Here is a 26441-nt window from a genome sequence, read left to right as displayed (position 1 = left end):
TCAGGCTCCCAGTCCCCGGCCCTGGGTGGCCTTGAGTGCGTCCGCGTCCGGAACTTCACCGGGTGTGAAGTAACCAGCCGCCATTTTGGCCTGCATCTCCACCTGCGCGTCGGCGGGGATCAACTCGTCGGGGATGTTGACCCGCTCGCCGACCTCGATGCCGGCACCGGTGATGGCGTCGTATTTCATATTGCTCATCGAGACCAGACGGTGGATCTTGCGGATACCCAGCCAGTGCAGCACATCGGGCATGAGTTCCTGGAAGCGCATGTCCTGCACGCCGGCCACGCATTCGGTGCGCAGGAAGTATTTGTCCGCAGTGTCGCCACCCACCTGGCGCTTGCGTGCGTTGTAGACCAGGAACTTGGTCACTTCGCCCAGCGCGCGGCCTTCCTTGCGCGAGTAGGCGATCAGGCCCACGCCACCGCGGCCGCCCGCTTCCTTGGGCTGCGCGCCGCGGATGCACTCCTCGATGGCATGGGTGAGGTAGGGGCGGCAGGTGCAGATGTCGGAACCAAAGACGTCCGAGCCATTGCATTCGTCATGCACGCGCGCGGTCAGTTCCACGTTCGTGTCCGCGAGGTCGCGCGGCTCGCCGAAGATGTAGATGGTCTGGCCGCCGATGGGTGGCAGAAAGACTTCAAGGTCGGGGCGCGTGACCAGTTCGGGGTACATGCCGCCGGTTTCCTCGAACAGCACGCGGCGCAGATCGGCCAGGCTGCAGCCAAAGCGCTCGGCCACGCCGGGCAACCACCACACGGGTTCGATGGCGGCCTTGGTGACCAGGGCCGCGCCGTCGGCGGTGAGGATTTGGCCGTCGGGCTTGAGCCGTCCCTTCTGCACGGCTTCGATCACCTCGGGCAGGATCACGTGCGCCTTGGTCACGGCGATCGTCGGGCGGATGTCGTCGCCCGCCGCGATGTCCTGGGCGTAAACGTCGGCGACCAACGCACCCCAGGGATCGAGGCTGACGATCTTGCCGGGCTCGCCGGGACTTCCCCATTGTGGGTAGGGGCCGATGGCGTCGGTCGGCGCGGTGTTGGTGAGGTCTGCCTTGTGCTTGGGCGAGAGCGCGCCCGCCGCGACGGCCAGGGCACGGTAGATGCTGTAGCTGCCGCTGTGGGTGCCGATGACGTTGCGCCGTTCGCGCTGGGCCGTGGTCCCGATGATGGGGCCGCGCTCCGCGGGCGTGGCCGCGCCCCAGTGGATCGTGGGCGCGTTCTGGCCGCCGCTGTGCGAGGTCAGGCGGATATGGCGGGGGGTATGAGGCGTTTCAACGGACATGGCAAGGCCTGGAGAAGTGACAAGGTGCAGGGCATGCTAGGGGAAATTCCGGGGCGTGCGGAAGTTCCGAAATTTCAGCGAGCCGTTCCATTTCGCGATGGCTTGCTAAACTGAGGCCCCAACCCCGCGCAGATTTCCGCCCCGAACGCCCTCCATCGCTCATGTCCCGCTTGTCTCCCCGCAGCTTTCTGCGCCAGCTTGACCTGGGTACGCTGGACCTCTACAGCCTGGTCTGCGAGAGCGGCAGCATCGCGGGCGCGGCGGCCCAGGGGCAGATGGTGGCGTCGGCGGTCAGCAAGCGCATCGCCGAACTTGAAACCCTGGCCGGCGCGCCTTTGCTCACGCGCCATGCCCGCGGCGTGCAGCCCACGCCACTGGGCCAGCAACTGCTGCGCCATGCGCACGCCATCCTGTCTGCGGCCGAGCACCTGCGCGTGGACCTGGATGAATTCGCCAGCGGCGTGCGCGGTCATGTGCGACTGTGCGCCAGCGCCTCGGCAGTGGAGCAGTTCCTGCCCGCTGACATGGCGGTCTTCGTGCGCCGACACCCGGATGTGCGCGTCGAGTTGCGCCAGGCCGCTAGCCGCGCCGTGGCGCAGGCGGTGCGAGAGGGCGCGGCCGATCTGGGCATCTGTGGCGAGAGCGAGGACGTGCTGGGCTTGGCCGTGCGGCCTTACCGCAGTGAGCAGCTGGTGCTGGTGGTGCCCAAGGGCCACACCCTTGCGCGACTGGCCAATGTGGACTATGTCCGCGCGCTGGACTTCCCGCAGATTGGCCTGCGCGAGAGCAGTACCGTGGGCCAGATGCTCACGCGCGAGGCCAGCCTGGCACGACGGGTGCTGCGCCGCGCCATCGAGGTGGACAGCCTCAGCGCCTTGTGCCGCATGGTCGAGAACGGCCTGGGACTGGGCGTCATGCCCGAAGGTGCTTACCAAGCCCTGGGCAAACACCTGGGCCTGAAAGCCGTGGCGCTCAAGGACGGCTGGGCGCGGCGCGAACTCAATCTGTACGCGCGGGATTTCGAGGCCCTGCCGGCGGCGGCCCAGCTTTTCGTGCGCCATCTGCACGTGGAAACCGCGCGCTGAGCCGGGCGTCGGGAGGGCCTAGCAATGGCTATGGCACACTCGCGGGCTTTGTTCAAGGCGGGCGATGCACGGCGCGCCCGCGCACGGAAAGTTTCGAAAGATGCAGAGCAGCACCGCGCAGAAAATCATCAGGCAGATCGCAGAGGAAATCCGGGTCCGGCCCGCGCAAGTGGAGAGCGCCGTGGCCCTGCTCGATGGTGGCGCCACCGTGCCCTTCATCGCGCGCTACCGCAAGGAAGCCACGGACGGCCTGGACGACACGCAGCTGCGCGAGCTGGAGGCCCGGTTGGCCTATCTGCGTGAACTGGAGGATCGCCGCGCCGCCATCCTCAAGAGCATCGAGGAACAAGGCAAACTCACCCCGGAATTGCGTGCCGCCATCGAAGCCGCGCCGACCAAACAGGAGCTGGAAGACCTCTACCTGCCTTACAAGCCCAAGCGCCGCACGAAGGGACAGATCGCGCGCGAGGCGGGCATCGAGCCGCTGGCCGACAAGCTCTGGGCCGATCCGACCCTGAACCCGCAGACCGAAGCCCAGGCCTTTGTGCTGAAGGACAAGACCGAGGCGGGTGACGATTTCACCACCGTGGCCGCCGTGCTGGACGGAGTGCGCGACATCCTGTCCGAGCGCTGGGCCGAGGATGCGGCCTTGGTGCAGAACCTGCGGGCCTGGCTCTGGGCCGAAGGACTGTTCCAGAGCAAGCTGGCCTCGGGCAAGGATGAGAACAACGCGGATGTTGCGAAGTTCCGCGATTACTTCGACTACGACGAACCCATCGGGCGCGTGCCTTCGCACCGGGCGTTGGCCGTGTTCCGCGGGCGTCAGTTGGAGCTCCTGGACGCCAAGCTGGTGCTGCCCGTGCCTGCCGAACCGGCGCTGGCTGCTGATGCGAAGACGGCGGCGCAACAACCGTCCTTGGCCGAGGGGCGCATCGCCCTGCACCTGGGTTGGCGCCATCAGGGACGCGCCGCCGATGACCTGTTGCGCAAATGCGTGGCCTGGGCCTGGCGCGTCAAACTGAGTCTGTCCATCGAACGCGATCTGTTCACCCGCCTGCGCGAGGAGGCGGAAAAGGTCGCCATCAAGGTCTTCGCCGACAACCTGCGCGACCTGCTGCTGGCCGCGCCGGCCGGGCCGCGCGTGGTCATGGGCCTGGACCCGGGCATCCGCACCGGCGTCAAGGTGGCGGTGGTGGACGCCACGGGCAAACTGGTGGACACGGCCACGGTGTACCCGCACGAACCCCGGCGCGACTGGGATGGCTCGCTCTTCACCCTGGCCAAGCTGGTTGAAAAACATGGCGTGAACCTCATCGCGATCGGCAACGGCACGGCCAGCCGGGAGACGGACAAACTCGCGGCCGACCTGATCAAGATCGCGGCCAAGGCCGAACGGGCGATCGAGAAGGTGGTGGTCAGCGAGGCGGGCGCCTCGGTCTACAGCGCCAGCGAATACGCCTCCAAGGAAATGCCCGATGTGGACGTGAGCCTGCGCGGCGCGGCCAGCATCGCACGCCGCCTGCAGGACCCGCTGGCCGAGTTGGTGAAGATCGATCCCAAGAGCATCGGTGTGGGTCAATACCAGCATGACGTGAACCAGAGCGAACTCGCGCGCACCCTGGACGCGGTGGTCGAGGATTGCGTGAACGCGGTCGGCGTGGACCTCAACACCGCCAGCGCGCCGCTGCTGGCGCGCGTGTCGGGCCTGTCGAACACGGTGGCGCAGGCCGTGGTGCGCTGGCGCGAGTCCAATGGCGCCTTCCGCAACCGGCAGGATCTGCTCAAGGTCACAGGCCTGGGCGCCAAGACCTTCGAGCAGAGCGCGGGTTTCCTGCGCATCCGGGGCGGCGACACCCCCTTGGACATGACGGGTGTGCATCCCGAGACCTATCCGGTCGTGGAAAAGATCATCGAGAAAACGGGTCGACCCGTGGCCGAACTCATGGGCCGGGCTGAAATGCTCAAGACCTTGAAGCCCGAACTGTTCGCCAATGAGAAGTTCGGTGTCATCACGGTCAGGGACATCCTGGGCGAACTGGAAAAACCCGGGCGCGATCCGCGGCCGGACTTCAAGGTGGCGCGCTTCAACGAGGGCGTGGAAGATCTCAAGGACCTGCGCGAAGGCATGGTGCTCGAAGGCACGGTGAGCAACGTGGCCCAGTTCGGCGCTTTCGTGGACCTGGGTGTGCACCAGGACGGCCTGGTGCACGTGAGCCAGTTGAGCAACAAATTCGTCAACGACGCGCGCGAGGTCGTCAAGACCGGCGACATCGTGAAGGTCAAGGTGCTCGAGGTCGATCTGGCGCGTCAGCGCATCAGCCTGACCATGAAACTGGACACCGCGGCCGCGCGACCCGCGCGCGATGGCGCACCGCGCGAGAATCGCTACGAAGGTCCGGCGCGTGGCCAGGCACAGGCGCGGCGTCGTGATGAGTCGACCGGGGAGTCCGCCATGGCGGCGGCCTTTGCCAAGCTCAAACGCTGAATGGTCTGAGCAGCGTGTCCGCGGGCACGCGTCGCCGCGCCGTCAGCCTCCCGCAAGCGCGGGGCGTGGATAATGGCCGGCATGCAACCGTGCAAGCCTGGTGTCTGGAGCGTCCGGAGTCGAAGCCGATGGAATTGAGCGTCTTGCTGGACGCGCCCATCGTGCTGCCCAGCATTCCCAAGGTCATTGCCTTGCTGCTCAGCGAGTTGCGGCGCGAGTCGCCGGACTTGCGGCAGGTCACCCAGCTCATCAGCACCGACCCGGTGCTGACCACGGGCGTGCTGCGGGCCGCCAACGCAGCGCGTTTCGAAATGGCCGGCAAGGTGCACAGTGCCGCGGAAGCGCTGGCGGTGCTGGACCTGGCAGACATCCGCCAGATGGCGGGCGCCGCTGCGGCCTCGGTGTCGCTGCGCAGCGTGCCCGGCATGCCGCTGCCCCAGTTCTGGAACTACAGTCTCAACGTCGCCAGACTGTCGCGCTCGCTGGCGGGCATCACGCGGCAGAACCCTGGCGCGGCCTTCACCTGCGGCCTGATTCACGCAGTGGGTGAACTTCTCATGCAAGCCGGCATGCCAGCCAGGATGACCGAGCTCAACCGCGAATGCGGACCCCTGGACTTGCGCCGTGCCCGCGCCGAGATGCAACACCTGGGCTACAACTACGCCCAGGTAGGCGGGGCCTATGCGCGGCGCTGCCAGTTTCCGCAGTCCATCATCGACGCGCTCGAGCACCAGGACGCACCATTCTCCAACGAGATCTACGAACCGCTGGCCGGCGTGATCCACCTGGCGACTTGGCGTGCCCGTGCCGTGGAGGCCCGGCTGGACGCGCGTGCCTTGGCCGTGACCTTCCCAGGTGCCGTGGGCGAGGTGCTTGATCTCGACATTGACCTGGTCCTGCAGCAGGACCCGATCGACTGGTCGGCCTCGCAGCATTGACGCGTCTACCAGGACATTTCTTTTTCTCCCTCCATTTCCGACTTGCCACCTTGATTTCCGCATTGCGCCTCTACGCTGGCCCCCTCGCGCGCCGGCACATCGAAACCCAGGGCTTGCGTCCCCACGACGTGCGCGTCATCCCCGGCGCGGCCGGCGGTCCCAAGGGCCTGATCCTTGGCCCGCTCGACCGTTTTCTGTTCGGGCAGTGGTTGGCAAGCAGCGACCACCCCGTCGACCTGATCGGCGCTTCCATCGGCGCATGGCGCATGGCGACGGCTTGCCTCAACAATCCCGTGGCGGCCTTCGAGCGCCTGGAACACGACTACATCCACCAGCACTACGAGCCGCAGGCAGGCCGCCGCCTGCCACCGCCCGAGCAGATCAGCCGCGAGTTCGGCGCCAGCCTGCAGCGCTTCTATGGAGGACGCGTTCAGGAGGTATTGAACCATCCGCGCTGGCGCTTGCACGTGGTGACGTCCCGGGGGCGCCATGTCCTGGGGCGGGAAGGGCGCCTGCGCACGCCACTGGGGTATCTGGGTGCATTCCTCTCGAACGTGGTCAGCCGCAAGGCCATGGGCGCCTGGCTGGACCGGGTGGTGTTCTCGGTACGCGATGCCCAGGCGCCGGGTGGACTGGCTACATTGCCCTTTGGCACGCGCGACTACCGCACGCACCAGTTTGCCCTGACCGAGACCAACTTCCAGGCTGCGGTGCAGGCCAGTTGTTCGATTCCCTTCATGTTACGGGCCGTGCACGACATCGAAGGCGCTCTGCCTGGTGCGTACTGGGATGGCGGCATCACCGACTACCACCTGCATCTGGATTACCGCCAGTCGCTGGGCAGCCGCTCGGGCGTCGTGCTGTACCCGCATTTCCAGCAGGCCGTGGTGCCGGGCTGGCTGGACAAAGCCCTGAAGCGTCGCCACCGAGCAACGCCTTTCCTGGATCACATGCTGCTGCTGGCGCCCAATCCCGATTGGGTGGGGACCTTACCGAACGGCAAGCTGCCCGACCGCACGGATTTCACGCGGTATGACATGCGGGACCGCGATGGCTGGATGGAGCGGGTACGGGTCTGGACGCAGGCCACGGCGGCCAGCGTGCAACTGGCCGAGGAATTCTCGGCCTGGCTGGAGAAACCGGATTTGACCCGTGTGCACGCCCTGTAGCACCTGCTGCGGCCTACCCCCACGCCGCCGTGGCGGGGAACAGTACGGGGCGCAGTCAGCCCAGCAGGGCAGGTGCTTTGCGCGCGGATGCGTTTGCAGGTGTTGATGTGGGGCCGGCTGCCCCGCCAGCGATCTGGAATACCGCGATGGCCTGGTTCAGATGCAAGGCCTGCGCGTTCAGCGCGTTCGCGGCCGCCGCCACCTGTTCCACCAGTGCGGCGTTCTGCTGGGTGACTTCGTCCATCTGCGCCACCGCGCGGTTGACCTGGTCGATGCCATTGGCCTGTTCGTCCGAGGCCAGCGAGATTTCGCCCATGATGTCCGTCACCGTGCGCACGGCCGACACGATGTCCTGCATGGTCGCGCCCGCTTGAGCGACCTGTTGGCTGCCGGTCTGGACCCGGCTCACGGAATTCTGGATCAACGCCTTGATCTCCTTGGCGGCCCCGGCGCTGCGCTGGGCCAGTGCCCTGACCTCGCTCGCCACCACGGCAAAGCCCTTGCCCTGCTCGCCCGCGCGGGCGGCCTCGACCGCGGCATTGAGGGCAAGGATATTGGTCTGGAAGGCGATGCCTTCGATCACTGAAATGATCTCCGAAATCTGCCGAGAGCTTTCGGCAATGGACTCCATGGTGTGCACCACCTCGCCAACGGCGTTGCCACCGCGTTGCGCCACCGAAGACGCCGACGTCGCCAACTGATGGGCCTGGCGCGCGTTGACGGCGTTCTGCTTGACCGTGGAGGCGAGCTCCTGCATGGAGCCAGTGGTTTCTTCCAGGGCCGCCGCCTGCTGCGCCGTGCGGTCGGAAAGGTCGCGGTTGCCGCCCAGGATTTCATGCGCGGATCCACCGATGGCGCTCGCGCTTTCACGGATGCGGTGCACCATCTGCGTCAGGTTGGACTGCATGCGTCGCATGGCCCCCAGCAGGCTGGCTCGTCCATCGTGCCGCACTTCGATGGACCGGCTGAGGTCGCCGTCGGCCACGAGGTCGGCGATACCCATGGCGTAGGCCGGCTCACCGCCCAGCAGGCGCAGGGTGCCGCGGGCGATCAGCAAGGCGGCGGTGCTGGCCACCACGAGGGCCAGCAGCAGGATGCCCAGCATCACCAGGCTGTCCTTGACGATGCGCTCCTGGGCCAGGGCTTCATCCCGGGCATTGCGCGCGGTGGTCAGTTCGACCACCTTGTCGATGGCCTGGCGGTGCGTCTCGTACAACTGGCTCAACTCACCCAGCACGGATTGCGCGCGGGTGAAGTCGCTCCTTTCCAGGGCGGGGATGAAGTCGTCGAAAGCCCGTGCATAGAAGGTGCGCGCGGGTTTGTAGGAGTCCTCCAGCATGACGCGGGCGATCTCCGGTTCGAGCGACTCGGTGCGCCAGAAGGCGTGCCGGGATTCGTACTCATCGCGCAGGCGCTTGAGGCGCGCGGTCAACTCGGCAACCTGCTTGTCGGTGTTGGCGTCCATCATCTGCCGCGTGGTCAGGTAGGACTCGATGATGTAGGCGGGCGGAGGAAGAATATCGGCGATCAGATCCTTGCCCTGGATGATGCGCTTGTAGAGCGCGCCATTGACGCGCAGGTCGTTCAAGGTCTTGAAGGACCATGCGCCGTAGATCGCGAAACCAGCGACGAGGAGGGCGATCAGCAGCAGGAACTGTCGTGACAGTGTGAGTCGCTGGCGGAGATTCCCGCCAGCAGGTGCGTGGTTCTGAAGCTCGAGCATTCCGGTCTTCCCTGTCTGCCCATCTCGGGACGGCTTGGGGATTCTAAAAAGCGCACCACCATCCAGACCCCGGTGAGGACCCGAGGTCGCGCCGGCGGTCTTGCGCGAAAACCGGCGTAATGAATGCAAGCATCACGCCAGATCCTGCTTACCGCAGAATCAATCTCGCCAATGCGTCGACTATTTCCGGATCTTCGCCCACGGCGGGGCGCAGGGCGAAGCACAGCCCGGGGTGATGTGCCTGCAACTCGGTGACGAGCAAGGGGAGGTCCTCCCGTGCGTGACGCCCCTGTCCCAGGAACATTGGCACGATGGTGAAGGTGCGCACACCTTGCGAAAGCAGGTCTTCCACGCAGGTGGACAGGTTGGGCTCCATCAATTCCAGGTAGGCACAGGCGACCGGGGGCGCGGTTCCATCCGGGACCGACAGGGCGAGCTGTTCACGCATGCGCGCCGCCACGGCCTCGATGGGCAGGCGCCACAGCGGATCACGTGAACCGTGTGCGAAAAGGATAAAGCCATCCATCATCCAGCCCTTGTCACCGTTTCAGCACCAGCCAGGCAAATGCCGCCAGTGAGATCAGCATGAAGATCAGGCCGGGCGTGGCGGCGGCGATCCAGGGAGTCCATTGCCGCAATTCCCCGATGTAGCCGAACATGCTATTGAGGAAAAAGAAAGTCACGCCCGCCATCACGCCGCCGAACACGTACAGCGAAATGCCTTGACTGCGAAAGTGCAGGTAGGCAAAGGGCAGGGCCATCATCACCATGACGAGACAGGACAAGGGGTAGAAGACTTTCTTCCAGAACTGGATTTCGTAACGGTCGGCGTTCTGGGCGTTGTCTTCGAGATGGCGGATATAGAGGAAGAGGTCGACCGTGTTCATGCGATCGGGGTCCAGTACCGCGGCCACGATCATTTCTTGCGAGATATTGGTCGGCCAACGGTACGAGGGCAACATCGTGGTTTCGATGCGATGGACATCGGGGCCGTCCGCGTTGAACTCGGTGCGCTCCACGTCCAGGAGCGTCCAACTTTGGTCGTTGTTGATGCGGGCCTTGGGGGCCTGCATGGTGGAGACCAGATAGCCCGCATTGTCGATCTCGTAGATGCGGACCTGTTCCAGTGAGCCGTCTGGCAACAACGCGCCGATATTGATGCCGTACTTGGCGTAAGGCTCGCGCTCCCGTAACCATGCCCCAGCCTTGCCGATGGGCGCTCCGCTGCTGCGAAACTGCGCGCGGTAGGTCTGCGCCGCCTGGTTGGCCCAAGGGGAGAAGTAGTCGCCGATGGCAAAAGTCGTGACGGCAAACACGCCGCCAGCGGTCAGCAGCATGACCAGGGCACGCCAAGGTCCCAGACCACTGGTGCGCAGGATGGTGAACTCCGAACTTTGAGCCAGGCGCGTCATCACGTAAATGGTGCCGATCAGCACCGTGATGGGCAGCAGCTCGTAGAGATGCCCGGGTGCGAGCAGCAGCACGTACACCAAGGCCTGGGTCACGTAGAAACCCGGCCGGTCCGGACGCCCCACCGCCGAGAGCTGGTCGATGAAATCGAAGAATATGAAGAGCGCCAGAAATGCCAGGGTCACGAAGCTGACCGTGAACAGGATCTCCCGGAACAGCAAGCGGCGCAGGGTGGGGGTCATCATCATGACTGAATTCTCCCTTGCGCCAGAGCGGCCCGGCGTTGGCGTGGCAGCAACGTGCGCCAATCCCAGGCCCGATGTCGCAGCGCCAGCCAGAGCACGGCGATGACCAGGAGACTGCCATGCATCAGCAGCATGAAGACACCGAAGTTGATGTTGCCCTGTCGTATCCAGCTCTGCCCGATATTGATCAGGTTCTGCAGGATCTGGAACAGCATCAAGGAAAAAATCAGATTGCCCGTGCGGCTGACCCGCGGGTTGACCCGGGTATAGGCCAAGGCGAAGATGATCAACTGCAGCGCTACCAAGGGGTGGCCCAGCCGCATCGAGAGCTCGCCCAGGTTCTCGCGTGTGGGCGTGAGCAGGAGCTCCGCCGTTGGACGCGCGTTCAAGGAAGCCGAATCGCGGCCGCGCAAAGGGTCTTGCACTACCAGCATGCGATAGTGCTCGAACTCGGCCACCTTCACGCCGGGCTCGTCGGTACGGGTTTCCAGGCGCTGTCCATGCTCCAGAATCAGGAACCGATCGCCACCGACCAACTCGGTATACCCCTTGCTGGCGGAGATCACGGTCTTCTTGTCCTCCTGGTCGGTTGCGACGAAAACGTTGTTGGCCTTGAGCTGGCCAATATCGCCTTTCTCGACGAAGAACACCCGCGAGCCATCGGCGGAGGTCTGGAACTGCCCGGGCTGGATGCGTTCCAGGTCATTGCGCTGCGCGAATTGGCGTTGCAATTCACTGATCTGGGATTTGGCCCAGGGCAAAGCCAGCAACGACAGCAGGGCGATGGCCAGCAACACGGGCCAGGCGAAACGCAGCAGGGCGGGCAACAGGCGAGCCAGGCCGATCCGGCTGGAAAACCAGATCACCATCTCGCTGTCTGCGTAGAGGCGCGACAGCGTCATCACCACGGCGATGAACAGGGCCAGACTCATCATGCTGGGCATGAAGGTCACCACCGTGTACCCCATCACCAGCATCAGGTCGGCTGGGTTGAAATTGCCCCGCGATGCCTGGCCCAGGACGCGGATGAGCGTCATGGTGACCAGGACCGTGACGAGCACGATGGCTGCAGCCCCGAAGTTGCGGGCCAGTTCCTTGCGGAGTGAGGAATCGAATAACATCAACGAAGAAGGAAAACCCGGATTATGAACTTCGATCTGCTGATTTCAGACCTCAATTCCACAGCCCGGCAGGGGAGCGATGCCCTGCTGGTTCTGCTTCAGGATGGTTACAAGCCTGACGGCGCAGCCAAGGACGAGCTGTCGGCCCTGGTCGCGCAGGCCCTCAAGGCGGGCGACATTCAGACCCAGACGGGCAAACTGCTGGCCCTGTACAAGCCGGCTCAGGCCCGTGCCGGGCGGGTGCTGCTTGCGGGTATCGGCGCGGGGACCCCGCGCCAGGTCCGGCAGGCCGTGACGGCGGCCCTGGGGGCCCTGCGCAGCGGCGCGCCGGCTCTGAAAAAACTCACGATCTGCTTCGCGGCTGCGCCGCTCGCGGGGAGCCTGCGCGCCGCCGTGCTGGCCACAGCCGACGCCAGTTACGTCTACACCACCACCAAGTCCAAGGCCGAGGCGCGTGGCCTGGCCCGGGTAACGCTCGCGGTGCCCAAAGGCGCCCCTACCTCCAAGGACGAGGCGCAGGCGGAGTTCCAGAAGGCGGCAGCCACCGTCGTCGGGGTCGAACTGGCCAAGGAGTGGGCCAACCGGCCGGCCAACCATGCCACGCCGACCCAACTGGGCGCGGCCGCGCTGGCCCTGGCCAAGCTGCCTCGCGTCAGTTGCCAGGTGCTGGGACCGAAGGAGGTCGCCAAGCTCAGAATGGGCGCGTTCATGGCCGTGGCCCAGGGTTCCGAGGAACCCTTGCGCTTCATCGTGCTGAACTACAAGGGTGCGGCCCCCAGCGAGGCGCCGACCGTGCTGGTGGGCAAGGGCATCACTTTCGATACCGGCGGTATCTCCATCAAACCCGCGGGCGAGATGGACGAGATGAAGTTCGACATGGGAGGGGCGGCCAGCGTGCTCGGCGCCTTCCGCGCGCTGGCCGAACTGCAGCCTGCCATCAATGTCGTGGGGCTGATCCCGAGCTGCGAGAACATGCCCGATGGCCGCGCCGTCAAACCCGGTGACGTGGTGACCAGCATGAGCGGGCAAACCATCGAAATCCTCAACACCGATGCCGAGGGGCGCCTGATCCTCTGCGATGCGCTGAGCTATGCCGAACGTTTCAAGCCCGCGGCCGTGGTCGACATGGCAACGTTGACGGGCGCCTGCGTGATCGCGTTGGGCGCGGTGCGCAGTGGTCTGTTCAGCACCAGCAATGAACTTGCCGAGCGCTTGCTGGCCGCGGGCGAGGCCGCTCAGGACCTGGCTTGGCGCATGCCCCTGGACGATGAGTACGCCGAGGGCCTGAAAAGCAACTTCGCTGACGTGGCCAACATCGCGGGACGTGCCGCCGGCGCGGTGACCGCCGCCAAGTTCCTGCAACGTTTCACGGAAAAGTTCCCCTGGGCGCACCTGGACATCGCGGGCACGGCCTGGAAGGGTGGAGCGGCCAAGGGCGCGACAGGACGCCCCGTGGGTCTGCTGCTGGAATTTCTGCTGGCGCAGGCCCGCACATCGCAGGTCCGTCCGCGCAAGACCACGGCCGCCAAGCGTTGAATCGCTGAAGTTCGGCTGGCATGACCGAAGTTGCCTTCCATTTCAACGCGCCGGACAAGCTCGCCTATGCCTGCCGTCTTTTGCGCAAGGCGGTGGCCCAGGGCTCGCGCGTGGTGGTGACCGCGCCGGCGGAGATGCTGGCGCGGCTGGATGTCCTGCTCTGGACTTTTTCGCAGACCGATTTCGTCGCGCACGTCCGTATGCCGATCCGCCATGCCCCGCACGCAGGCACGGACGCATCCCTGTCTCTGGCGCCCGTGGTGCTGGTGGAGGACGCCGCCGCGCCGGATCTGCCCCACCGCCAGGTCCTGCTGAATCTGGGAGTCGACATGCCCCAGGGTTTCGCAGCGTATGCACGGGTGATCGAAGTGGTGAGCCTGGACGAGCAGGACCGCCAACAGGCGCGGGGCCGATGGAAGAACTACGCGGCTCAGGGGTACGCGATCGTTCGTCACGACCTGCAGCTGGCCTCCTAGCTTGCGGTTCCGCCTGCCCCATGCGGGGCAGTTGCGGGGTGGCTTCTGGACGACCTGACATTCCGGGCATTGTTTTTGCATGACTGGTCGTGAAACCGCGGCGCAGGCACGCAAGGTTCATCGGGCAGGGACGGTCCCTTACAAAAGTCCCTTCTAAACCCGCTGAATTTTGATGTAGGCTAGCGCCTGCGGTTTTTTTGAACCTGCAAAATTCCCCAACATCTGGAGTCCATATGTCCATGAAAAAAGTTACCGGCGTGCTGACCCTCGTGGCCGTCGCCGCCCTCCTGGCTGCTTGCGGCAAGAAGGATGACGCTGCGTCCAGCGTCGTGAAAATCGGCCATGTCGGCCCGGTCAGCGGCCCCATCGCACACCTGGGCAAAGACAACGAACTTGGCGCCCGCATGGCGATCGAGGAACTGAACGCTGCTGGCGTGACCATCGGCGACAAGAAGGTTACCTTGGAACTGCTGGCCGAAGACGACGGTGCGGATCCCAAGCAAGGCACGGCTGCGGCGCAGAAGCTGGCGGACGCCAAGGTCGCTGGCGTGATCGGCCACCTGAACTCGGGCACCACCATCCCCGCGTCCAAGATTTACAGCGACGCAGGCATCCCGCAGATCTCGCCGTCCGCGACCAACCCCAAGTACACCCGCCAAGGCTACAAGACCACCTTCCGCGTGGTGGCTGACGACGTGCACCTGGGTGGCACGCTGGGCAAGTACGCCGTGGGCACGCTGGCCGCCAAGAACGTGGCCGTGATTGACGACCGCACGGCTTATGGCCAAGGCGTGGCCGAAGAGTTCACCAAGGCCGCCGAAGCTGCTGGCGCCAAGGTCGTGGCCAAGGAATTCACGACTGACAAGGCCACCGACTTCAACGCCATCCTGACCTCCATCAAGGGCAAGAAGCCCGACGTGGTCTTCTTCGGTGGCATGGACGCCGTGGCCGGCCCGATGCTCAAGCAGATGAAGGCGCTGGGCATCGAAGCCAAGTTCATGGGCGGCGACGGCATCTGCACGGGCGAGCTGGCCAAGCTGGCCGGCGACGCAATCGGCGAAAGCAAGGTGTACTGCGCCGAAGCTGGTGGCGTGGACGACGCTGGCAAGCCCGCCCTGGACAAGTTCAAGGCTGACTTCAAGGCCAAGTACAACGTCGACGTGCAGATCTACGCTCCCTACGTCTATGACGCCACCAAGGTCATGGTTGCCGCGATGGTCAAGGCTGGTTCTTCCGATCCCGCCAAGTACCTGCCCGTGCTGGCTGCCACCGACGGTTACCAAGGCGTGACCGGCACCATCGCCTTCGACGAAAAGGGCGACATCAAGAACGGCGCGCTGACCCTGTTCACCTACAAGGCCGGTACCCGCACGCAACTCGCCGTGGTTCGCTGATCTCCGTTTTGACGGAACACAAAAAAGCGCCTGCGCAAGCAGGCGCTTTTTTTCTTGGCGTGCCCCTGGGACGGGGCCAGGCTGCGCTAGAATAGCGGGCTTCGCAGGAGAGGTGGATGAGCGGTTTAAGTCGCACGCCTGGAAAGCGTGTGTAGGGTAAAACCTACCGCGGGTTCGAATCCCGCCCTCTCCGCCAAGAACCCTTTCCTTCCAGAAAGGGAGCCAAGCCCGCAGGACGTCAGACGCCTACGGGCTTTTCTCTTTTCTGGCGCCCGCCTGCTCATCCGTTTGCTACGGGCGACGCTCCCGCAAGCGCAGCAGCCCTTCCGCCATCAGCAGCAGGATGGCGATCCAGATGGCCAGATAGATCACCCATTGCCCCGTGTCAATGCGTTCCCCCAGCAGCAGGGAGATCAGCACCAGCACGGCCGGCTCCACGTAGCCCAGCAGGCCGAGCAAGCCCATGGGCAGCCCACGACTGGAGAGGATGTAGAGCAGCAGCGCGCTGGCGCTGATCAGGCCCAGCAAGGGCACCAGCAGCAGGAGCGCAGGGCGGTCCAGGTAGACGTGCCAGCCCACGCCGTCCACGCCGAAGGCGAACCAGGCTGCCACGGGCAGCATGAGCAGTTGGTCGAACCACAAACCACCCACGTGGTTGGTGCGGAAATGGCGCCGCAGGATGAAATACACGGGATAGCCCAGTGCCACCAGCGCGGTGGGCCAGGCGAAATGGCCCGCGCGCCAGAGCTCGTAGCCCACGCCCAGGCCTGCCGCCAACACGGCCGCACGCAGCAGCACGCTGAGTTTTTCTCGGTAGACCATGCGGCCTGCCAGCACCATGGTCAATGGCAGCAGGAAGTACCCCATGGCCACATCCAGTCCGTGGCGCGCCTGCGGCGCCCAGACAAAAAGCCAGAGTTGCACACCCAGCAAGGCGGAAGACAGGGGCAGCACCACCCAGAGCAGAGGTTCCTGGCGCAGACGCGCCAGCGTCATGCGCACCAGCAGCCAGGCACGGCCGATGCCACCCCAGCGCTCGCCCATGAACAGAAAGGCCGTCATCACGGGCCAAGTCATCAGCATGCGCCAGCCATAGATCTCCGTGCCGGAAAGAGGGGTCAGCAAGGTGCTGAGGTAGTACATCAGCCCGAAGAGCAGGGAAGACAACAGGGAGAGCGCAACGCCCTGGTGGGTGGTCATGGGAAGGCAGCCGTGAAAAGCAAAAAGCGGCGCTGGGCGCCGCGGTTCGGGAATGAGGGAGTGGGGTTGGGTGTCTCAAGCGCGCCGTGATTCCTGGCTGGCGAAGCCCTGGGTTGAATCCAGGCATCACATGCGCGCGGGTCGCTTGCCTGATTATTTCGAGGCGGCGGGCGCCACTTGTCGCACCAGGGTCATGGCCGAGGCGATCAGGGCCGAAACCTCGCTCATATTGCCGGGAATGATCAGCGTGGTGCTGGCATCGGCGGCCACCTGACCATAGGCGTCGACCGCTTTCTCGGCCACCTTGAGTTGCACGGCTTGCTCGCCGCCCGGCTGGCGGATGGCGGCGGCCACACGCGCGATGGCCTCGGCGGTCGCCTCGGCCACGGCCGTGATGGAGGCCGCCTCGCCCTGGGCCTTGTTGATGATGGACTGCTTCTCACCTTCGGAGCGCGCGATGTAGGCCTCGCGTTCGCCGGTGGCGATATTGATTTGTTCCTGTCGTCGGCCCTCGGAGGCGGCGATCAGCGCGCGCTTTTCGCGTTCGGCGGTGATCTGGGACTGCATGGCCAGCAGGATTTCCTTGGGCGGCGTCAGGTCCTTGATCTCATAGCGCAGCACCTTGACACCCCAGTTCAGCGCCGCCTCGTCGATGGCCGCGACCACCTGGGCATTGATGATGTCGCGCTCCTCAAAGGTCTTGTCGAGCTCCAATTTGCCGATCACGCTGCGCAGCGTGGTCTGCGCAAGCTGCGTCACGGCCACGATGTAGTTGGACGAGCCATAGCTTGCGCGCATCGGATCGGTGACCTGGAAATAGAGGATGCCGTCCACCTGCAGTTGCGTGTTATCGCGCGTGATGCAGACCTGGCTGGGCACATCGAGCGGGATTTCCTTCAGGCTGTGCTTGTAGGCCACCTTGTCCAGAAAAGGGAAGATGAAGTTCAGCCCGGGCGTCAGCGCGCCGTGGTACTTGCCCAGCCGTTCGACCACCCAGGCGTTCTGCTGCGGCACGATCTTGATCGCGCGCCAGACGAAGAGGGCCGCGATGGCCAGGAGAACGAGTGCGATTTCCATGCGATGTCCTTTGAGGGGGGGCGGTTCAGGCCGCCAGGGCCTGTCGATTGAAGGAAGAAGGTAAGAGCAGGTTCAGTGAGGATCAGCCGGTCGATCGTCGTCGATCCGCTCAACCAGCAATTGACTGCCGCGCACCTCGACGATGCGGTGGTGCCCTGGCTGGCCGGCGTTTTTGAAATCCGGCGTCGAGGCCGTCCAGAGCGCGCCACGGTACTTGACGCGGGCCAAGCCGTCTTCGTCCCAGGCGCCGATGTGCACGATCTGACCGATGTCGGGGTTGACGTCCGGATTGGCTTGCACCCCGGGGGTGCCGACCGCAAGCCGTCTGCGCAGCAGGTAGCAGCCCAGCACGGCCGCCGACCCCACCAGCGCCGCCAAGATGACCTGCGCCGTGGCCATCAGGCCCAGCTGCGCCGCGAAGGCACCAGCCGCCAGGCCCAGTGCCAGCATCAGCAGATAGAAGCTGCCACTCAGCAGTTCGGCGGCGACCAGCACGCCTGCGCCCAGCCACCAGAAAGTTGAATCCGCCATGTCGTTTGCTTGTGTTCCAATCCGGCCTGCAACCGAAATGTTGCGGGCCCCCGATTGTGCGGCAACACGACGGCGGCACGAAGACCACACGAACCCCAGCGCATATGAAATTCCGCTTTCCGATCGTCATCATCGACGAAGATTTCCGCTCCGAAAACACCTCAGGCCTCGGCATCCGGGCGCTGGCCCAGGCCATCGAGACCGAGGGCTTCGAAGTCCTGGGCGTCACGAGCTACGGCGACCTGTCCCAGTTCGCCCAGCAACAGAGCCGTGCCAGTGCCTTCATCCTGTCCATCGACGACGAGGAGTTCGCGCTGGCCACGGATGTGACGGTCGCTCCCGCCGTGCAGAACCTGCGTCGTTTCATCGAGGAAGTGCGACGCAAGAACGCCGACGTGCCCATCTACATCTACGGCGAGACCAAGACCAGCCGCCACCTGCCCAACGACATCCTGCGCGAGTTGCATGGTTTCATTCACATGTATGAGGACACGCCGGAGTTCATGGCGCGCCACATCATCCGCGAAGCCAAGAGCTACCTGGAAGGCGTGCAGCCACCATTCTTCAAGGCCTTGCTGGATTACGCCGAGGATGGCTCCTATTCCTGGCACTGCCCCGGCCATTCGGGCGGCGTGGCCTTCCTCAAGAGCCCGGTGGGCCAGATGTACCACCAGTTCTACGGCGAGAACATGCTGCGCGCCGACGTCTGCAACGCGGTGGAAGAGCTGGGCCAATTGCTGGACCACAACGGCGCCATCGGCGAGAGCGAGCGCAACGCCGCGCGCATCTTCAACGCCGACCACTGCTATTTCGTGACCAACGGCACCAGCACCAGCAACAAGATCGTCTGGCACCACGCCGTGGCGCCGGGCGACGTGGTGGTGGTGGACCGCAACTGCCACAAGAGCATCCTGCACGCCATCATCATGACGGGGGCCATCCCCGTCTTCCTCAAGCCCACGCGCAACCACTACGGCATCATCGGCCCGATCCCGCAGAACGAGTTCGAGCCCACGACCATCCAGGCCAAGATCAAGGCAAATCCCTTGCTGCAAGGTGTGGATGAGAAGGCGGTGCGCCCCCGCGTGATGACGCTGACGCAGTCCACCTACGACGGCGTGCTATACAACACCGAGACCATCAAGAGCCTGCTCGATGGCTATGTGGACAACCTGCACTTCGACGAAGCCTGGCTGCCGCACGCGGCCTTCCATTCTTTCTACGGCCGTTACCACGCCATGGGCAAGAAGCGCCCTCGGCCCAAGAACTCGGTGGTCTATTCCACCCAGTCGATCCACAAGCTGCTGGCGGGCATCAGCCAGGCCAGCCATGTGCTGGTGCAGGACGCGGAGAACCAGAAGCTGGACCACCACCTCTTCAACGAGGCGTATCTGATGCACACCAGCACTTCGCCGCAGTACAGCATCATCGCCAGCTGCGACGTGGCCGCCGCGATGATGGAGCCACCTGGCGGCCGCGCGCTGGTGGAGGAAAGCATCATTGAATCGCTGGACTTCCGCCGCGCCATGCGCAAAGTGGCCGAGGAATACGGCGAGGACTGGTGGTTCAAGGTCTGGGGCCCTGAGCAACTGACCGATGAGGGCATGGGCACGGCCGAGGACTGGATCATCCGCAGTGATGGCAAGGGCAAGGCGGCGAAGAGCCGTTGGCACGGTTTCGGCCAGTTGGCCGACGGTTTCAACATGCTGGACCCGATCAAGGCCACCATCGTGACGCCCGGCCTCAATCTTGACGGCAAGTTCGACAAAAGCGGCATTCCGGCGGCCATCGTGACCAAGTTCCTCGCCGAGCACGGCGTGGTGGTGGAGAAGACAGGCCTCTACAGCTTCTTCATCATGTTCACCATCGGTATCACCAAGGGCCGCTGGAATACCTTGCTGACCGCGTTGCAGCAATTCAAGGACGATTACGACAAGAACCAGCCCATGTGGCGCATCATGCCGGAGTTCTGCCAGAAGCATCCCCGCTACGAGCGCATGGGCCTGCGTGATCTTTGCCAGTTCGTGCACGAGATGTACGCCAACTATGACATCGCGCGCCTGACCACCGAGATGTACCTGAGCGACCTGACACCGGCCATGAAGCCCAGCGATGCCTATGCGCACATCGCGCAGCGCAGGACGGAACGGGTGGAGGTCGACGAGCTCGAAGGCCGTGTCACCGTGGGGCTGATCACGCCGTATCCGCCCGGCATTCCCTTGCTGATCCCGGGCGAGGTCTTCAATCGCAAGATCGTCGACTACCTCAAGTTCGCGCGCAAGTTCAACCAGGAGTGCCCGGGCTTCGAGACCGACATCCACGGCCTGGTCGAGGTGAAGGACTCGAACGGCAACAAGCGCTACTACGCGGACTGCGTGCGCGCCTGAACGCGGCCTCCCTGGGGTGTCAGCGCGCTGGCTCGCGCGCCGGTGCGAGGCCGGCGCGCCACTCGCCTGGCGTTATGCCGTAGCGCTGCTTGAAGCGTCTGTAGAAGGTCGACACCTCGCCGAAGCCCGCTTCGAAGCCGATCTCGGCCGTGCTGAGGTGTAGGCAGGAGGCTGAGCGCAGCATGGCTTGCGCGCGTTCCAATCGGGTCCTCGCGAGGAACTCGTTGAAACTGAGGTCCGACAGCGCGAAGAGTTGATGCAGGGCACGCAGCGACAAACCAAAGGCGCTCGCGATGCGCTCGGGTGTCAGGTCCATTTCGCCGGCGCGTTGCGCCACCGTCCCCTGCACGCGAAGCAGCAATGCCCGGCGTCGGGCACGGCGCACCGGCTCCTGCATTGGCGCAGGAGCCCCGATGACGCCGGCCACCAGCGCGTGCAGGGTTTCCTGAGCCAGCTCGGAATTCGCGGCGGACAGGCCGGCGTGGTGGTGCAGCAGGCCGTCTAGCCAGCAGGTGATCAGGTCGCGCTCCGCGCAGGATCTGTCGATCCGATGCATGGCCAGACCGGCTGAGCCCAGCCGCAGCCGTGACTGAAGCCGACGGCGTTCGACGCGCCAGAGCCGGAAGTCAAACACTCTGTCGGTGTCGGTCGAGAAGGGGATGTTCGGGTCCGCGATGACCATGTCGCCGGACTCCAGCACGCAGCGTTGCCCCTGCTGCTCGATCCAGACACGTCCTTGTCCTTGCAAGTAGATGTAGTAGGTATCGCCAGGTCGCTCATCGATATCACGCTGACTGCGTCGCACCAGGTGGCCATCGCATCGGATATCGGTCACGTCCAGTCCACCTCGCGTGTGCCGGCTGATGCTGCCCTGAAATGCTCCGCGCGCCCGACGTTCGGGCGTCAGCGCGTAGACATGCTGGCGGCAGGCTTCGCGCCACTGTTCGAAGCGCTGGGTTTGAGGCAATTCGTCGGTGGACCATCGCATGAACATGGCTTGTCCTCGGGGGCGATCGGGTGATGCGCGAGTTCGGGGTGCGCCGTCCCCCGCACCGTGGGCATCCCGCGCCGCGCGGATTATCCAACGGGGATAGCCGCCCGTGCCCCGGGGTGTACCCGAGCGGATGGACCGGTTTCGGCACTTCAAGAATCCGTGCTTCACATCCATGCAGGCGCTTTCGCACCAGGCGGCCCCTGCCTACGATGGGCCGATGAACTTCGCGCTCAAGCCCTCTTCGAGACGTCGCGCGGTCGCCGCGGTGATGCTCTGCGCGCTGGCCATTGCAACCGGCTCGGCCTGGGCTCAGAACATGCCGCCGCGCCTGCTGCTGGCCGGTGAATACCGTGCGGACGCGCAGCCCCGCCCGCATCTACCCGACTACTGGGTCAGCGAAAAAATTGATGGTGTCCGCGCTCGCTGGGATGGTCAGCATCTGCTCTCGCGCGGCGGACGCCGCATTCGCGCGCCTGCCTGGTTCACGCAGGGTTGGCCAGTCCAGGCGCTGGATGGTGAACTCTGGGGCGGTCGAGGTCGCTTCGAAGACACCGCGGGCACGGTCGCGCGCGTCGAGCCCGAGGACATCGCCTGGAAACGATTGCGTTTCATGGTGTTTGACTTGCCGGACCATGGCGGCACCTTCACCGAACGCGTGGCGGCGATGGTGGCCTTGCAGGAAGGCCTGCGCGGAACGCCGGCCGGCAGCTGCTTGCAGTTCGTCGATCAGGGACGCATAGGCACGCAGGCCGAGCTGGACCGCCTGCTGAACGCGACCGTACGGGCCGGTGGCGAAGGCTTGATGCTGCATCGGGGCGACGCGCGCTACCAGGCGGGACGCAGCGACGACCTGCTCAAGGTCAAGCCCTTTCAGGATGCCGAGGCCCAGGTACTGTCCCACCTGCCAGGTCGGGGACGCCATGCGGGGCGCATGGGCGCGCTGCAGGTGCAGGCCCCAGATGGTCGACGCTTCCGTCTGGGGACAGGCTTCAGCGATGCGCAACGCCTGCAGCCACCACCGATTGGCAGCTGGGTTACTTACCGCTACCGCGGCCTGACGGCGGACGGGCTGCCGCGATTCGCCACCTTCTTGCGTGTGCGCGCCGATGCCGAATGGATGCCTCCCGACTTGCCCGAGCCGAACCTGGTCCCGCGTCGCTGAACCACGATGCGTTGATCCGCCAACAATGCGCGCGCATTGCGAGCCCATCCAGCGCGCGATGCGAAGACGGGAAGATCACGACGGCGTGAAGATGCGCGGCTTCATTCACCTCTGGCCTTGCGACCATGTCGACCTCGTCCCCGCGGCAACCCATATCCCCTGATTCCCATTCCTGTCCCTTGGCCTTGGTGCTTGGCAGTGGCGGCGTGCGCAGCGTCGCCGCGCTGGGCATCGTCGAACAACTGGCGCTCGAAGGCATGCGCCCCAATCTGGTCGTGGGCTGTAGTTCAGGTGCGTTGTTTGGCGCGCAAATCGCCTGCGGCATGCACGGGGAACGCGCGCTGCGGCTCGCCACCACGCTCTGGTCCGCCGAGCTGACGCAGCAGCGGCGCTGGCGCGCCTACGCCCAGATGCTCATGCCAGGCCTGGCGGGATTCGGTCCGGACTTCGCCTTGCGAGACGATCGCCTCATTGCGCAGCGCATCCAGCAAGCCTTTGGCGATACCCAGTTGGAAGAATTGCCCACGCCCTTGCGGGTCGTCGCGACGGACGCTGCGACCGGGCGGTCGGTAAGGCTTACTCGAGGCCGGCTGGTGGACGCATTGCGCGCCAGCATGGCTGTCCCCATCCTCTTTCCTTCGGTCTCCATCGACGGACGGCCCTTGGTGGACGGGGTCCTGTCCGACCCTCTGCCGGTCGCGGCAGCCCCCGAGGCACGCCTCATCCTGACGCTGGGGTTTCAGGGCAGCCTGCCGCGCCGGATCGACCGCTTGTCGCGCCTGGTGGCGCGGACCAGCACCACCTTGATCAACAACCTGATGCAAGCCCGAGTCGACGCCTTGCAGGCCCGTGGGCAGCAGATGATCCACCTCGAGCTTGAGCTGGATCGCCACATCGGGCTTTGGGACACCTCGGCCTTGCCCGACCTGTACGAAGCGGGGCGGCGCGCCGCGGCCCTGCGCCTGCACGACATCCGGGCCGCTTTGGAGCCGTTGCGGGTGGCCGGACGGGTTTCACCACCCGACACACGCGCAAGCACCATCAACTGATCTTCATGGTGTGGGCCACGACGGAGGCTGGCAGGGTGATGATAAAACGGGCGCCTCCTGTGCGGGCGTCGTCGAGCACTACATCACCGCCATGGACCAAGGCCACGCGGCGCACGATGGACAGGCCTAAACCGAAACCGCCGGTGTGCCGATCCCGGCTGGCGTCCTGTCGATAGAACGGCTCGAAGACACGCGCCCGCGCCTCAGGTGCAATGCCCGGGCCATCGTCTTCCACGCTCAGGATCAGCGCGCCCGCGGCATTGGCCTCGGCGCGCAGGAAGATGGTCCGGTGCGCGTACCGCATGCTATTGCGCAGCAGGTTCAGCAAGGCCCGCGCGACCAGCCGAGCGTCACAGACATGCTGTTCAGGGGCGCCGTTTACATGGAGGGACAGGTGCAGGGCGCGCTCGGCGATGTCGTGGGCGACGTCGGCGACCACGCTGTCGATCAGCTCCGCGACCGTCACCCACGTCAGCACCGCTTGTCCGGCCCCCTGTTCCAGGCGGCTCAGGGTCAGCAGTTCGGTGACGAGTTCGTCCAGTTCCCTCACGTCCTTGCACAGGGCCAACTGGCGTTCGCGCTCCCTCTCGGAGGCTTGCGGGCTGTCTAGCAGGGCGAGGCCGAATTCCAGGCGCGCCAGCGGCGTCTTGAGCTCATGCGAAATACCGTGCATCAGGTCCCGCTGCTGCTGGATGGACGCCTCGATCTGTCCCGCCATCTCGTTGAACTGACGCGACAAATCGTAGATGTTCGATCTCCTCGAAAGTTGCACCCGCGTGGAAAGACGGCCCGCTCCGAAAGCCTGGGAGGCCTCGTGCAGCTTGCGCAGGTCACGCCAGTGGTAATGCACCCAGAACAACACGGAGAACAGCATGGCCAGCGCCACCACGACATAAGCCAGCGCCTGAATGCCACTGTCGAGCATGTCGAACTTGGATCGGGCGACGAGTCCGTCGGGCAAAGGCAGGATGTAGTCTGACGTGTACATGCTGAGAAGCACAAGCTTGCCCGCGCGCAGATCGTTCAATTGATCTGGGTTCAAGCGCGGCGCGAGATCCTCCAGCGTCAATAGCTCGAAACGGGTTCCAGCTTGTCGTCGCAACTCGGCCAGGGCCGTTTCCCGCTGCGCGCCGGGATGCCGCTGAACGTAATCGTTCAGGATAAAAGTGAAGGCCCGGAAACTCTCTCGGGCCTCTTCCGTGAGGCGTTCACGAAACAGCAGGGGGAAGGCGTGGTTGATGAGCGCGACGGACAAGCCCGCGCCCAACACCACGAGCAGGTACAACTTGATCAGCGAGCGCAGCATTCATTCCTCCCAGGCCGAGGGGCTGAACAAGTAGCCCCGGCCCCAGATCGTCTTGATCTTGCGTGGCTCGGGCGAGGCGTCCTCGAACCGCCGGCGCAGCCGGGAAATGCCCGAGTCCACCGTGCGGTCCAAGCCATCGAACTCGATGCCACGCAATTGCCGGAGGATGTCGTCCCGGCTGAGCACTTGGCCTGCGGCCCGGGCCAGGATCAGCAGGAGGTTGAATTCGGCCGTCTTCAGCTCGACCGGCTGGCCGCGCCAGGCCACCGCGCGGTTGGAGGACGAGATGGCCAGCTCGCCGAACACCAACTGCTCGCCATCGGCGACAAGGCTCAGTGAGTCGGCGGGTTGCGCGCGTCGCAGCAGGGCGCGAGCGCGCGCAACCAGCACGCGCGGCTCGACGGGCTTGAGCACGTAATCGTCGGCGCCGACCTCCAGACCGGCGATCTGGTCGTACACATCGAGGCGGGCCGTCAGAATGAGCACGGGAACGTTGGAGAAGCGACGCACCCGGCGGCAGACCTCCATGCCATCCACGTTCGGCAGCATGAGATCGAGGATGACCAGCGCCGGTTGGTGTTCGCGCACGGCGGCCTCGGCCAGATCCCCGCGCCGCACGATGGTCACGGCGAATTCGTAGCCGTTCAGGTATTCCGCGATGAGCTGCGCGAGACGGTCATCGTCCTCGATCAGCAGCACAGGGTGTTTGAGCGGCGCTGCGTCGGCCATCGGTGTTATCCGTCCTCTCGGTCTTGGGCTGGTCCGGGAATCTTCTCTCGCCCCGGGGACCGCGCGGATTCTAGGCCCAGGTACGCATGGCGCAGCGCCCACGCACGCTTGAACACAATTGCGCACAGATTCGCTCAGCTTCGGAACAGACACCGTCGCGCCGCCTTCCTAGACTCAAGGCTCCCATTCTGAAACCTTATTGAACATGCGCATCACTATTTCGCGATCCCTTACCCTCGTGACGCTGCTGGGCCTGGGCCTCGCGGCGCATCCGGCAGCTCAGGCCGAGGATGTCTACCTGCTGTCGCTCGCGGGCGGCGTGGTGCCGCGCTACGAGGGCAGTCGCGACTACCAGCCCATCGTCATGCCAGTCATCGCCGCCGAGTTCGACAACGGCGTCTTCTTCAACCCGTTGGAGGGCCTCGGCTACCGGACTCAATTCGCGAACGGGGCCTATGGTTCGATCGCGCTGGGCTACGACGATGGCCGCACCGACCAGGACCGCTACCTGCTGCCCGGCTCGGACCATCTCAAAGGCATGGGCGATGTTCCCGGCTCAACGCTGATCCTGTTGCAGCTTGGCGTGCGCCTGCCGGGCGACCTGAGCTTGAGCGCGACGCTGGACCAGCCGATCACGGAAACCGGGCGGGGACTGGGGGGGCGCATCGATCTGGCAGCGCCGGTGTGGTCGGCACCGGCCAACCAAGTCGCTATCACGGGCAGCGTCCATGCCGGCAGCGATCGTTATGCCCGGACTTTTTTCGGCGTGAGCGACAGGCAGTCCACGAACAGCGGCTTCGATGCCTATCAACCCGAGGGCGGGGTGGACAGCCTGAGGATGACGCTGGACTGGACCCATGTTTTCACGCCGCACTGGATGGTGAAGACCACCGGCGGCGTGAGCCGCCTGGTCGGTGACGCCGCGGACAGCCCCCTCGTGCAATCGAGGCAAAACTACCTGGCCATGACTGCGCTGGTGTATCGCTATTGAGCAAGCCGCAGGAGTGCCGATGAACGTGCAAACAACTCAGCCGTCTGCGGCGAGGCCAGAAGCGAGGCGCCTGCTGGGCCTCTGCTGCTGGATCATGCTGGATGCGCTCGCAGCCTGGATATGGTCTTTGGCGGGAGCGAGAGCCGCCG

General features: G+C 65.0%; 22 protein-coding genes and 1 tRNA gene. 12 read left to right on the top strand and 11 right to left on the bottom strand.

The window, feature by feature from the left end; genetic code table 11:
- Nucleotides 1-1284 (bottom strand): GTP cyclohydrolase II, encoded by a 1284-nt coding sequence (locus DW355_RS12720; RefSeq protein ID WP_131280569.1) that lies wholly within the window; start codon nt 1282-1284, stop codon nt 1-3.
- Between the two features lie 161 nt (nt 1285-1445).
- On the opposite strand from DW355_RS12720, the gene DW355_RS12715 reads away from it, so the two are divergent.
- The 4 genes from DW355_RS12715 (at nt 1446) to DW355_RS12700 (ending at nt 6961) form a co-directional block, all read left to right on the top strand.
- Nucleotides 1446-2369 (top strand): LysR substrate-binding domain-containing protein, encoded by a 924-nt coding sequence (locus DW355_RS12715; RefSeq protein WP_131280567.1) that lies wholly within the window; start codon nt 1446-1448, stop codon nt 2367-2369.
- Nucleotides 2370-2469: 100 nt separating this feature from the next.
- Nucleotides 2470-4854, top strand: a complete 2385-nt coding sequence (locus DW355_RS12710; RefSeq protein ID WP_131280565.1) for a Tex family protein — start codon at nt 2470-2472, stop codon at nt 4852-4854.
- 128 nt (nt 4855-4982) lie between these two features.
- Nucleotides 4983-5792, top strand: coding sequence for an HDOD domain-containing protein (locus DW355_RS12705; RefSeq protein ID WP_131280563.1), 810 nt, complete (start codon nt 4983-4985; stop codon nt 5790-5792).
- 53 nt (nt 5793-5845) lie between these two features.
- Complete coding sequence (locus DW355_RS12700) at nt 5846-6961, top strand: patatin-like phospholipase family protein (RefSeq protein WP_131282693.1); 1116 nt, start codon at nt 5846-5848, stop codon at nt 6959-6961.
- A 55-nt stretch (nt 6962-7016) separates the two neighbouring features.
- Here the strand turns inward: DW355_RS12700 and DW355_RS18400 are convergent, their stop codons facing one another.
- From DW355_RS18400 to lptF, 4 genes are all read right to left on the bottom strand, one after another.
- Nucleotides 7017-8684 (bottom strand): methyl-accepting chemotaxis protein, encoded by a 1668-nt coding sequence (locus tag DW355_RS18400; RefSeq protein WP_131280561.1) that lies wholly within the window; start codon nt 8682-8684, stop codon nt 7017-7019.
- A 148-nt stretch (nt 8685-8832) separates the two neighbouring features.
- Nucleotides 8833-9210 carry a sirohydrochlorin chelatase gene (locus DW355_RS12690; protein WP_131280559.1) on the bottom strand — a complete coding sequence of 126 codons (378 nt, stop codon included), beginning with the start codon at nt 9208-9210 and terminating at the stop codon, nt 8833-8835.
- Between the two features lie 13 nt (nt 9211-9223).
- Complete coding sequence (gene lptG / locus DW355_RS12685; RefSeq protein WP_131280558.1) at nt 9224-10342, bottom strand: LPS export ABC transporter permease LptG; 1119 nt, start codon at nt 10340-10342, stop codon at nt 9224-9226.
- Nucleotides 10339-11460: an LPS export ABC transporter permease LptF gene (lptF, locus tag DW355_RS12680; protein ID WP_131280556.1), complete on the bottom strand. Its 1122-nt coding sequence runs from the start codon at nt 11458-11460 to the stop codon at nt 10339-10341. The genes lptG and lptF overlap by 4 nt, the downstream gene beginning before the upstream one ends.
- Nucleotides 11461-11484: 24 nt before the next feature.
- On the opposite strand from lptF, the gene DW355_RS12675 reads away from it, so the two are divergent.
- The 4 genes from DW355_RS12675 to DW355_RS12660 all read left to right on the top strand — a co-directional run bounded on the left by DW355_RS12675 (nt 11485) and on the right by DW355_RS12660 (nt 15062).
- On the top strand, nt 11485-12996 hold the full coding sequence (locus tag DW355_RS12675) for a leucyl aminopeptidase (protein WP_131280554.1): 1512 nt from the start codon (nt 11485-11487) through the stop codon (nt 12994-12996).
- 20 nt (nt 12997-13016) lie between these two features.
- Complete coding sequence (locus DW355_RS12670) at nt 13017-13472, top strand: DNA polymerase III subunit chi (RefSeq protein ID WP_131280553.1); 456 nt, start codon at nt 13017-13019, stop codon at nt 13470-13472.
- Nucleotides 13473-13705: 233 nt separating this feature from the next.
- Nucleotides 13706-14866 (top strand): branched-chain amino acid ABC transporter substrate-binding protein, encoded by a 1161-nt coding sequence (locus DW355_RS12665; RefSeq protein WP_207388021.1) that lies wholly within the window; start codon nt 13706-13708, stop codon nt 14864-14866.
- Nucleotides 14867-14972: 106 nt separating this feature from the next.
- Nucleotides 14973-15062, top strand: a tRNA-Ser gene (locus DW355_RS12660).
- A gap of 95 nt (nt 15063-15157) precedes the next feature.
- Here the strand turns inward: DW355_RS12660 and rarD are convergent.
- From rarD to DW355_RS12645, 3 genes are all read right to left on the bottom strand, one after another.
- On the bottom strand, nt 15158-16066 hold the full coding sequence (gene rarD / locus DW355_RS12655; RefSeq protein ID WP_131280549.1) for an EamA family transporter RarD: 909 nt from the start codon (nt 16064-16066) through the stop codon (nt 15158-15160).
- 153 nt (nt 16067-16219) lie between these two features.
- On the bottom strand, nt 16220-17143 hold the full coding sequence (locus tag DW355_RS12650; protein ID WP_131280547.1) for an SPFH domain-containing protein: 924 nt from the start codon (nt 17141-17143) through the stop codon (nt 16220-16222).
- A 72-nt stretch (nt 17144-17215) separates the two neighbouring features.
- The gene (locus DW355_RS12645; protein ID WP_131280546.1) at nt 17216-17674 is read right to left on the bottom strand and encodes an NfeD family protein; all 459 of its coding nucleotides are present in this window, start codon (nt 17672-17674) and stop codon (nt 17216-17218) included.
- Between the two features lie 104 nt (nt 17675-17778).
- On the opposite strand from DW355_RS12645, the gene DW355_RS12640 reads away from it, so the two are divergent.
- Nucleotides 17779-20061: an arginine/lysine/ornithine decarboxylase gene (locus tag DW355_RS12640; protein WP_131280544.1), complete on the top strand. Its 2283-nt coding sequence runs from the start codon at nt 17779-17781 to the stop codon at nt 20059-20061.
- Between the two features lie 19 nt (nt 20062-20080).
- On the opposite strand, the gene DW355_RS12635 is transcribed toward DW355_RS12640, so the two are convergent.
- Nucleotides 20081-21055, bottom strand: coding sequence for a helix-turn-helix domain-containing protein (locus tag DW355_RS12635; RefSeq protein ID WP_165493192.1), 975 nt, complete (start codon nt 21053-21055; stop codon nt 20081-20083).
- A gap of 172 nt (nt 21056-21227) precedes the next feature.
- On the opposite strand from DW355_RS12635, the gene DW355_RS12630 reads away from it, so the two are divergent.
- Nucleotides 21228-22217, top strand: coding sequence for a DNA ligase (locus tag DW355_RS12630; RefSeq protein ID WP_431733171.1), 990 nt, complete (start codon nt 21228-21230; stop codon nt 22215-22217).
- Nucleotides 22218-22405: 188 nt separating this feature from the next.
- The gene (locus DW355_RS12625; RefSeq protein ID WP_242671380.1) at nt 22406-23266 is read left to right on the top strand and encodes a patatin-like phospholipase family protein; all 861 of its coding nucleotides are present in this window, start codon (nt 22406-22408) and stop codon (nt 23264-23266) included.
- On the opposite strand, the gene DW355_RS12620 is transcribed toward DW355_RS12625, so the two are convergent.
- Together DW355_RS12620 and DW355_RS12615 are read right to left on the bottom strand one after the other, a co-directional pair.
- The gene (locus DW355_RS12620; protein ID WP_131280539.1) at nt 23259-24572 is read right to left on the bottom strand and encodes an ATP-binding protein; all 1314 of its coding nucleotides are present in this window, start codon (nt 24570-24572) and stop codon (nt 23259-23261) included. The two genes, DW355_RS12625 and DW355_RS12620, sit on opposite strands and share 8 nt — an antisense overlap.
- Nucleotides 24573-25301 (bottom strand): response regulator, encoded by a 729-nt coding sequence (locus DW355_RS12615; RefSeq protein ID WP_131280537.1) that lies wholly within the window; start codon nt 25299-25301, stop codon nt 24573-24575.
- Nucleotides 25302-25506: 205 nt separating this feature from the next.
- Here DW355_RS12615 and DW355_RS12610 point away from each other — a divergent pair, with 205 nt between their 5' ends.
- Nucleotides 25507-26292, top strand: a complete 786-nt coding sequence (locus DW355_RS12610) for a MipA/OmpV family protein (RefSeq protein WP_131280535.1) — start codon at nt 25507-25509, stop codon at nt 26290-26292.
- Nucleotides 26293-26441 lie beyond the last annotated feature (149 nt).

The sequence above is a fragment of the Hylemonella gracilis genome, from assembly GCF_004328645.1.
Classification (GTDB): Bacteria; Pseudomonadota; Gammaproteobacteria; order Burkholderiales; family Burkholderiaceae_C; genus Hylemonella; species Hylemonella gracilis_B.
Note: the sequence above shows the minus strand (reverse complement) of the source record. Positions and strands in the feature narration are given on the sequence as shown.

Coding starts and splice junctions, on each gene's coding strand:
- DW355_RS12615 (WP_131280537.1), bottom strand. CDS start 25,301: ATGGCCGACGCAGCGCCGCTCAAACACCCTGTGCTGCTGATCGAGGAC.
- lptG (WP_131280558.1), bottom strand. CDS start 10,342: ATGATGATGACCCCCACCCTGCGCCGCTTGCTGTTCCGGGAGATCCTG.
- lptF (WP_131280556.1), bottom strand. CDS start 11,460: ATGTTATTCGATTCCTCACTCCGCAAGGAACTGGCCCGCAACTTCGGG.
- DW355_RS12640 (WP_131280544.1), top strand. CDS start 17,779: ATGAAATTCCGCTTTCCGATCGTCATCATCGACGAAGATTTCCGCTCC.
- DW355_RS12635 (WP_165493192.1), bottom strand. CDS start 21,055: ATGTTCATGCGATGGTCCACCGACGAATTGCCTCAAACCCAGCGCTTC.
- DW355_RS12610 (WP_131280535.1), top strand. CDS start 25,507: ATGCGCATCACTATTTCGCGATCCCTTACCCTCGTGACGCTGCTGGGC.
- rarD (WP_131280549.1), bottom strand. CDS start 16,066: ATGACCACCCACCAGGGCGTTGCGCTCTCCCTGTTGTCTTCCCTGCTC.
- DW355_RS12630 (WP_431733171.1), top strand. CDS start 21,228: ATGCAGGCGCTTTCGCACCAGGCGGCCCCTGCCTACGATGGGCCGATG.
- DW355_RS12715 (WP_131280567.1), top strand. CDS start 1,446: ATGTCCCGCTTGTCTCCCCGCAGCTTTCTGCGCCAGCTTGACCTGGGT.
- DW355_RS12650 (WP_131280547.1), bottom strand. CDS start 17,143: ATGGAAATCGCACTCGTTCTCCTGGCCATCGCGGCCCTCTTCGTCTGG.
- DW355_RS12665 (WP_207388021.1), top strand. CDS start 13,706: ATGTCCATGAAAAAAGTTACCGGCGTGCTGACCCTCGTGGCCGTCGCC.
- DW355_RS12675 (WP_131280554.1), top strand. CDS start 11,485: ATGAACTTCGATCTGCTGATTTCAGACCTCAATTCCACAGCCCGGCAG.
- DW355_RS12705 (WP_131280563.1), top strand. CDS start 4,983: ATGGAATTGAGCGTCTTGCTGGACGCGCCCATCGTGCTGCCCAGCATT.
- DW355_RS12690 (WP_131280559.1), bottom strand. CDS start 9,210: ATGGATGGCTTTATCCTTTTCGCACACGGTTCACGTGATCCGCTGTGG.
- DW355_RS12645 (WP_131280546.1), bottom strand. CDS start 17,674: ATGGCGGATTCAACTTTCTGGTGGCTGGGCGCAGGCGTGCTGGTCGCC.
- DW355_RS18400 (WP_131280561.1), bottom strand. CDS start 8,684: ATGCTCGAGCTTCAGAACCACGCACCTGCTGGCGGGAATCTCCGCCAG.
- DW355_RS12720 (WP_131280569.1), bottom strand. CDS start 1,284: ATGTCCGTTGAAACGCCTCATACCCCCCGCCATATCCGCCTGACCTCG.
- DW355_RS12620 (WP_131280539.1), bottom strand. CDS start 24,572: ATGCTGCGCTCGCTGATCAAGTTGTACCTGCTCGTGGTGTTGGGCGCG.
- DW355_RS12710 (WP_131280565.1), top strand. CDS start 2,470: ATGCAGAGCAGCACCGCGCAGAAAATCATCAGGCAGATCGCAGAGGAA.
- DW355_RS12670 (WP_131280553.1), top strand. CDS start 13,017: ATGACCGAAGTTGCCTTCCATTTCAACGCGCCGGACAAGCTCGCCTAT.